This window comes from Mesorhizobium sp. M0701, from assembly GCF_040320365.1.
GTDB lineage: Bacteria > Pseudomonadota > Alphaproteobacteria > Rhizobiales > Rhizobiaceae > Mesorhizobium.
The window spans coordinates 60,927-67,316 of record NZ_JAMYPO010000037.1 but is presented as its reverse complement, the minus strand read 5'-3'; the positions used below and the strand labels follow the sequence as shown (position 1 = coordinate 67,316).

Below are 6,390 nucleotides of genomic sequence, written 5' to 3'. Positions count from 1 at the left end.
CGCATCAAGAAATGCGCCTGGAACGACGACTATCTCATCAATGCCATCACTCATATGCGATAGCCCTGCCCTCGAGGGGGAGATGTCGCCGAAGGCGACAGAGGGGGTCGGTTCGTCCTGACGCGGCCTCCTATCGCCTCCATCGCGGGGGAAGAACGCCGGCGCTCCACGCGAGACGACCCCCTCTGGCCTACCCTCTTTGCCACAGCTCGGCATCTCCCCCTCGAGGGGGGAGATCACCCGCTCCGTCTTCCATCGCTTTCCCAACCAAGGAACCCACCCGTGACCCCAACCCATGCCGAGCAACTCGGCAGGGCGCGGACGGCTGCCGATTTCGCTGCCATCCGCGCCTTGCTCCACACCGACCTCAACGATGCGATCGCCCGCAAGGGCGAGCTGGAAACCGAAAAGTTTCACGCGATCTTCGGCGCCGGAAATTTGACGGCGGCGCGTGCCGCATTGGACGACTGCAACGCTGCAATCGCGCTGATCGAGAAAACCATCGAGGACGCGGACGAGCGCCGCATTGGCGCCCCCCTGGACGAACCCCCCGCCGAAGCCGTCGCCGCCACGCCGGCGCCGGGCGACGAGGTCAGGACAAAGGCCGAGGCGCTCGGCGAGAACTGGCGCACGGTCCACTGGCTGATCGAGCAGCTGCGCCAGGAGCTGTTCGCGGCCGATGCCTTGAGCCGCGCCATCATCGCTGCCAACGGCCTGTTCAATGCCGACGGCGCCGTCGGCCTGAAGGTCAACCTGACCACCATCCGGCGCACCGCCATGGCCGGCCCGCGGGCCGCCGCGCCATCGCGTCTCAGCCGCCCGGCGATCCAGGCCGACCGACTGCTTTTGTCCTTCCTCAGCCCCGGCGGCGTGCTCGACCGGCGGCCTTCGATCGGCGCGCCGGTCGACGGCATCAAAAGCAAATTCATTCCCGCCGGCGAACGAGGCTGACCATGTGCACACTAGCTCTTATCGGTACGGCGCTTTCGGTCGGCGGCGCGCTGGCGGAAGGCCAGCAGTCCAAGCAGATGGCCGACTACCAGGCCAAAGCCTATGAACAGCAGGCGCGGGCCGACGCCCAAAGCTCGGCCTTCGAGCAGGGCCAGGAGCGCCATAAGCAGGATCTGCTGCAGGCCCAGGCGCGTGCCCAGGCCGGCGCTTCGGGCGTCGCCATCGCAGGTTCGCCGACCGAGGTGCTGGCAGCCAATGCCAGGCAGGGCCAGCTCGACCTCAAGGCGATCCAATACGGCTCGCAGCTGCGCCAGAACGGTCTCGCCACGCAGGCGGCGATCGCGCGCTTTTCCGGCAGGCAGGCGGTCGGCGCCTCGATCTTCAAGGCCGGCGGCAACCTCGTGTCGGGCATCTCCGGCCTCTACGACCCGGCCAAGACGGTGACGTTCGGCAGAAGCGCCTTCCCGCCGGCGCCGGGCGGAGGCCTCTACTGATGGCCACCATCCCGCTCCAGCTTGCCCAGCGCCGGCTCGATACCGGCAATGTGGCCTCATATCCCAACGGCTCGCCAGTGGGCGCCGCTATGCAAGGCTTTGGCGACGAGCTGTCGGCGATAGCCGAACGCTTCCGGCAGCAGAAGCAGCAGCAGGATGCGTTCGACGCCGACATTATCGGCCGCGAGCTGAACGCACGCATAGCGCACGCCGAGGCCGTGGCGGTGCAGACCGCGCCGGCCGACGGCGGCGGCCTGCACGACTTCATGTATGGCCAGCTCGATCCGCGCAGCGACGGCGTCGTCAGGCCCGGCCTGTTCGACCAGATCTTCGACGACACCGTAGCGAAAGTGCCGGAGGGCGAACGCGCCAATTTCCTCGCCCAAAAGCAGGCATTGCGGCTGGCCGGCTCGGCGCGCATGGCCGCGCAGCAGCACGCGCGGCGCCAGAACTATGAGCAGGCCGAGTGGAGCAAGGTCGAGGACGGCTACACAAGCGCCATCGCGCAGGGCGACCCGGACGACACAGGAACATTCGAGGCGATCCGGCAGAGCGGGCTCGAGCTGATCGGCAAGATGGGCAACCCGGTGGCCCGGCAGGCCGCCGAGGCCGCCTGGCGCAGCAACACGGCAAAGGCGCTCGCCCAGGCGATGATCGCCAAGGACCCGAAGCGCGCTGCGGAGGTGCTGGGGACTGGGCCGGTCTCAACGGACGGCAGGACTAAGGACGATACCATCGAAGCTGTGGGCGGACCTCGGGCGAGTGGGTCCAGCGTGCTGGCGACGCGCGAAGCGCCCGTAGGTGGCCTTCCGTCCGACGAAACACCTATCCGCACGGGTTCCGTGGGGCCCGTCGGAAATACGGCTTGGGCTGCCGCAGGACCCTGGATTGCCGACTTGTCGCCGGACACGGTTCAGGATCTCGGCCAGAAGGCGCAGGTAGCGACTGTGGCAAGCCTGGTCGATGCGCGCACGAACATCGACATCGCCTTGCAGAACGCGCCGGCTGCCATTGCCAATACCGGCAGCTATTCTGGCAAGACACCGGGTGCCGAAGACTTCACTGCCGTGTACGGCGCCGAAGATGGCGGCAAGCGTCTCCAAGCCTTCGACATAACGGCTGATATCGGCCGCGCGGTTTTCGACATGCGACCCGTCCCGAACCAGGCGATACACGCCCAGATTCGGGATTTTGAACCCGGCCCCTACGGCTCGCCGGAAGAGCGGGAGCAATATGAGATAAGGGCCGGCGCCGCGCAATTGGTGCTGGGTGCCAGGCGCGCCGATCCCGCCGGTTACGTCGGCCAACTGTTCCCGAACCATGCTCCGGACTGGGATAAGATCACAGCTCCTGAGGATTATAAGGCTGCCGTCACCTGGGCCGTCGCTGCTCAGCAGGAGTTGGGCTTCGACCGAATACTGCCAATGCCCTGGGCCGTAGCTGGCCAGCAGGCGGCGAAATACATCGACCAAGGTGTGCCGTTCGAAAAGCGCCTTGCCAAATTGAGTTCGATCGTCCTGGCGGTTCGCGATCCTGATGCCCGCAAGGCGACAACCCAACAGATTTCTGTGGCGGCGGAAGCCCAGTGGCGAGCCGAGGCCGCCCAAGATCCGAACGTCGCGCCAGAGTCGTTGGAAGCCCAGGTTGCGGTGCTCAAGAACGGGCTGGCGTGGATCGGGGAACATCCGGCCCAAGCCCACTACAGCGCCATGCCGTGGCTACAGCAATTCGGCTTGGCGTTCTCGGATGTCGGCCGCCTCACGGCTAAGGGCGCGGCCGCCGGCGGTGCGGATGCGATCTCCGCCGGGCTGGACTCCGTTTGGTCGGGAGGAAACTACCAGCACCTCCTCGAAGATGAACAGGCCAAGACCGAGGACGCCGAGGACCGGGCCGGCTCGGCCGGTTGGGCGGCGGAAGCCCTCGGCACCGGCTTAAGCGGATATGGCCTGGCGGAGAGTTTGTTCGGTTTGCTGGGCCGGGCAAGCGTTGGCGCGGCGGCAGAGAACGGCTTGATCGGTCTTGCTGCCCGAACTGGCGTCGGGGGTGTGGCGGGTGGCACTTATGGCGGGGCATACGCCTTCAACACAGGACAGAGCGTCCCCTGGGGAATTGCCAACGGCGCGCTTTGGGGGGCGGGCGGCAATGTCCTTGCCGAGGGACTCAGTGCAGTTGGCAGCCAGGTGGTGGCAAGGCTTGCCGGGCGTTCTGCGAATGCTAAACCTGATATCGTACTGGATAGTGGGGCTCCCCCGGTTTCTGTCAATGCAGAAGAGATTCCGATCTCGACCGGCAAGGCCCGAGAAATAAGGAGGCCCTATACGCATTTGGAAGATCCTCCCAACGTTGCGTCCGGCAAGGATCCAACAAAGAAGCAGAGGATAGCTATTTTCGAGGAAAATAAAAGGGTGAATGATGGAATTTTGAGATCGGATGAGAGTGGTATAGAAATAATTCCAGCAAAGAAAAGCAAAAGAGGCGTAAACTCCTCCAAAAAATGAAGCTCATATCGATCACATAGATCCGGTTAATCCCGCTGACAAGACAAATCGTTAGGATAAAAATCTTCGTCTTACGGCTGGGTTTGAGAATATAGAAAAATCGAACAAATAGGTGACATATGACCGAATGGAAGTTCGAAAACCCAAAAAACACAGCCGTTATTTCGACTCGGAAGATATTTAGGGCGGGCGGCTGGATTGGGTATGTGTCACATGATGATGACGGCGACGATAATGAGTCGTGGCAATTCTACGGAAATGAAGCTGAAGTTGATCAAGATGACCTAATTTTAGTGGCCTTGGTCGAGGTGGTCGAGCTTGATGGAACTGTTGCACAGTTGGCGGATTTGCCGTTAGGCTGGCGTGCGTGGCGCGATACAAAGTCTTCGCCATGGAAGCGCGACAAAATCACCTAAACACATTCTGAATGGTAGCGGAGTTTACTCTGCTTTGACCCGGTGAAAGTAAAAAAAGGCGTTACTCCTCCGCCAACGAATCACAGTTTGATCACATCGATCCGCTTATTCCAGTTGATCCGACAAAGACTCCCGGATCGAATAGTTACACCAATGCAAGGATGGTTGCAAGAATTCGAAACAGAGAAAGTGGAACAAATAGGCGCTGTGATGACTAAATGGAAGTTTGAAGACCCCCAGAACGTAGCTGTTTTTGTAAACAGGAAAGCTATACGCAATGGTGGGTGAGTTGCTCGCGTCGTGCATGATGATGATGACGGATCATGGCAGTTTCACGCGGATGAATCGGAAGATTTCGATGAAAGCGATATTATGATCATAAGCCTGAAAAATATGGTTGAAAAAGACAAGACTATTATGCAGTTGGCTGATTTACCTTACGGCTGGTATGCTTGGCGCGAGACAAAAACCTCGCCATGGAGGCGAGGCAAAACCCTCGACGAACACCCAGAATCGGAGCGGAGTTAGTTTCGACTTCCAATTGTAACGGTTGACATGGGTGATTGCGACGCTGAGCGGCGGAGCCGACAGCGGTGCAAGAAACCGGGGCGTCACTTCGCACGGAGCGTTCTGGCAAGGACCAATCAGCCCACGGGCCGGAATATGGATGTGTCTCACGAGAAAGCGCTGGCCGACGGGGGGCAGATCACCTCTCAAACATCACGCATCGTGCGAGAGCAGATCATATTAAACACCATGGCGATGCAAGAGACTATGCTCGCTGGGCAAGAAGAAGATGGCTCAAGCAAGAAATGAAAGGGAACACAAGTGGTCGAGAGAAATTATAGCGACGTCAAACCCGACTTGACTAGCGTCACCCGCTTGCCGTCGGCTGACAAGAGCACAGGCGATGAAGAGCTTGATGCTGCACGTCTGGAAGCCCGAAAATATCTTGATTTCTATGATTGGGTTTCAGACATCAAGGGGAGTACCTTGGATACGGTGCCGATGGCATAATCTATATTTTTCTCTTCGAGATTGTTCCGGGCAGGCCAGAAGTTGACCCATGGATATGGGTAATCGTCGGCGATGTGCCCCCGACATATCTGCCGGCTGCAGACGCCAAGACTCCATACGAGGCGCTGGATGGATATATCGGCGCCATGGAAGAGTGGGTCGAAGCTGCGCGACGGGGGGACTCGGTGGCAGATCTAATCCCGGTCAATGTGCCGGCTAGCCCAGCCAACGCCGAAATGTTGGATAGCCGTCTCAAATTTCTCGACGAAAGGGTATTGCCGGAACTTCGAGAGTGATCGGCTGCCGCTTGTCGGCAAGCGCCGTCGGTTCCTTGACGAGAACGTGCTTCCGTTGCTCCCAAAGTGATGTACAGCCACGCTCCGTCGCTCGTCGCTGATGCAGGCCCGGCAGTCGGCTCGACCGGGTCAGCGCTGGCGCTATCACCGGTGAGTACGCCACTCCGGCGATGGCAACCACTCCGGGGTTTGGTGCCGCCATCGGGACAGCGGTCTGATTGTGGTCACGATGCTGGCTTATGGCCTGCTAACCGCCGGGCGGTCAGTTGGCGGTGCCTCCTGGATCGCCTCCTGTTTAAGATGAAGGATTGACCTGTTGCGCACAGACACTTTTCCGACCATGGCAAGGATCGTTTTTCTGCTCACCTTGGCCGGCGTCCTCCTGCTCGCGCTTTCGCCGGTGCGCTTCCTGCAGGAGTTGGACATGGGCTTCACCTTCCAGCACGACAAGCTCAACCACGCCGCGGCGTTCGCGGTGTTGGCGGCACTCGGAAGCCTCGGCTGGCCGGAACACAAGACGAGACTGGTTTTGCTCCTCGCCATCACCGGCGCGGCGATCGAGCTGCTTCAGGGCGTGCAGCTGATCGCGCGCGATATGGATGTCCTCGACTGGGTCGCCGACTGCGCCGGCATGGCCTGCGGGCTGGCGGCCATGGGCGGCACAAGAAGGCTGATTGGCGGATTGCTGTAGCCCTGGACCGCGTTGCCGCTCGCTGTC

The 6,390-nt window shown here is 60.9% G+C and carries 8 protein-coding genes; 7 read left to right on the top strand and 1 reads right to left on the bottom strand.

Annotated features, from left to right (window positions below; all coding sequences use genetic code 11):
* Positions 1-240, bottom strand: a 240-nt coding sequence (locus NKI24_RS27170; RefSeq protein ID WP_352749805.1) for a hypothetical protein, incomplete at its 3' end; no start/stop codon positions are given.
* Positions 241-282: 42 nt separating this feature from the next.
* Between NKI24_RS27170 and NKI24_RS27165 the strand changes: the two genes are divergently transcribed.
* The 7 genes from NKI24_RS27165 to NKI24_RS27135 all read left to right on the top strand — a co-directional run bounded on the left by NKI24_RS27165 (position 283) and on the right by NKI24_RS27135 (position 6,363).
* Entirely contained in the window at positions 283-951 is a 669-nt protein-coding gene (locus tag NKI24_RS27165; protein ID WP_352452690.1) for a hypothetical protein, read from the top strand.
* 2 nt (positions 952-953) lie between these two features.
* Positions 954-1,445, top strand: coding sequence for a hypothetical protein (locus tag NKI24_RS27160; RefSeq protein ID WP_352452691.1), 492 nt, complete (start codon positions 954-956; stop codon positions 1,443-1,445).
* On the top strand, positions 1,445-3,943 hold the full coding sequence (locus NKI24_RS27155; protein WP_352749803.1) for a hypothetical protein: 2,499 nt from the start codon (positions 1,445-1,447) through the stop codon (positions 3,941-3,943). Before NKI24_RS27160 ends, NKI24_RS27155 begins: the two co-directional genes overlap by 1 nt.
* 119 nt (positions 3,944-4,062) lie before the next feature.
* Positions 4,063-4,359, top strand: a complete 297-nt coding sequence (locus tag NKI24_RS27150) for a hypothetical protein (protein WP_352749801.1) — start codon at positions 4,063-4,065, stop codon at positions 4,357-4,359.
* Between the two features lie 300 nt (positions 4,360-4,659).
* Positions 4,660-4,887, top strand: coding sequence for a hypothetical protein (locus NKI24_RS27145; RefSeq protein WP_352708486.1), 228 nt, complete (start codon positions 4,660-4,662; stop codon positions 4,885-4,887).
* A gap of 437 nt (positions 4,888-5,324) precedes the next feature.
* Positions 5,325-5,672 carry a hypothetical protein gene (locus tag NKI24_RS27140; RefSeq protein WP_352749798.1) on the top strand — a complete coding sequence of 116 codons (348 nt, stop codon included), beginning with the start codon at positions 5,325-5,327 and terminating at the stop codon, positions 5,670-5,672.
* A 316-nt stretch (positions 5,673-5,988) separates the two neighbouring features.
* The gene (locus NKI24_RS27135; RefSeq protein WP_352749445.1) at positions 5,989-6,363 is read left to right on the top strand and encodes a hypothetical protein; all 375 of its coding nucleotides are present in this window, start codon (positions 5,989-5,991) and stop codon (positions 6,361-6,363) included.
* Positions 6,364-6,390: the final 27 nt, after the last annotated feature.

Bases quoted from the DNA above. Each gene is read 5' to 3' on its own strand.
- NKI24_RS27150 (WP_352749801.1), top strand. From the start codon at position 4,063: ATGACCGAATGGAAGTTCGAAAACCCAAAAAACACAGCCGTTATTTCG.
- NKI24_RS27160 (WP_352452691.1), top strand. From the start codon at position 954: ATGTGCACACTAGCTCTTATCGGTACGGCGCTTTCGGTCGGCGGCGCG.
- NKI24_RS27155 (WP_352749803.1), top strand. From the start codon at position 1,445: ATGGCCACCATCCCGCTCCAGCTTGCCCAGCGCCGGCTCGATACCGGC.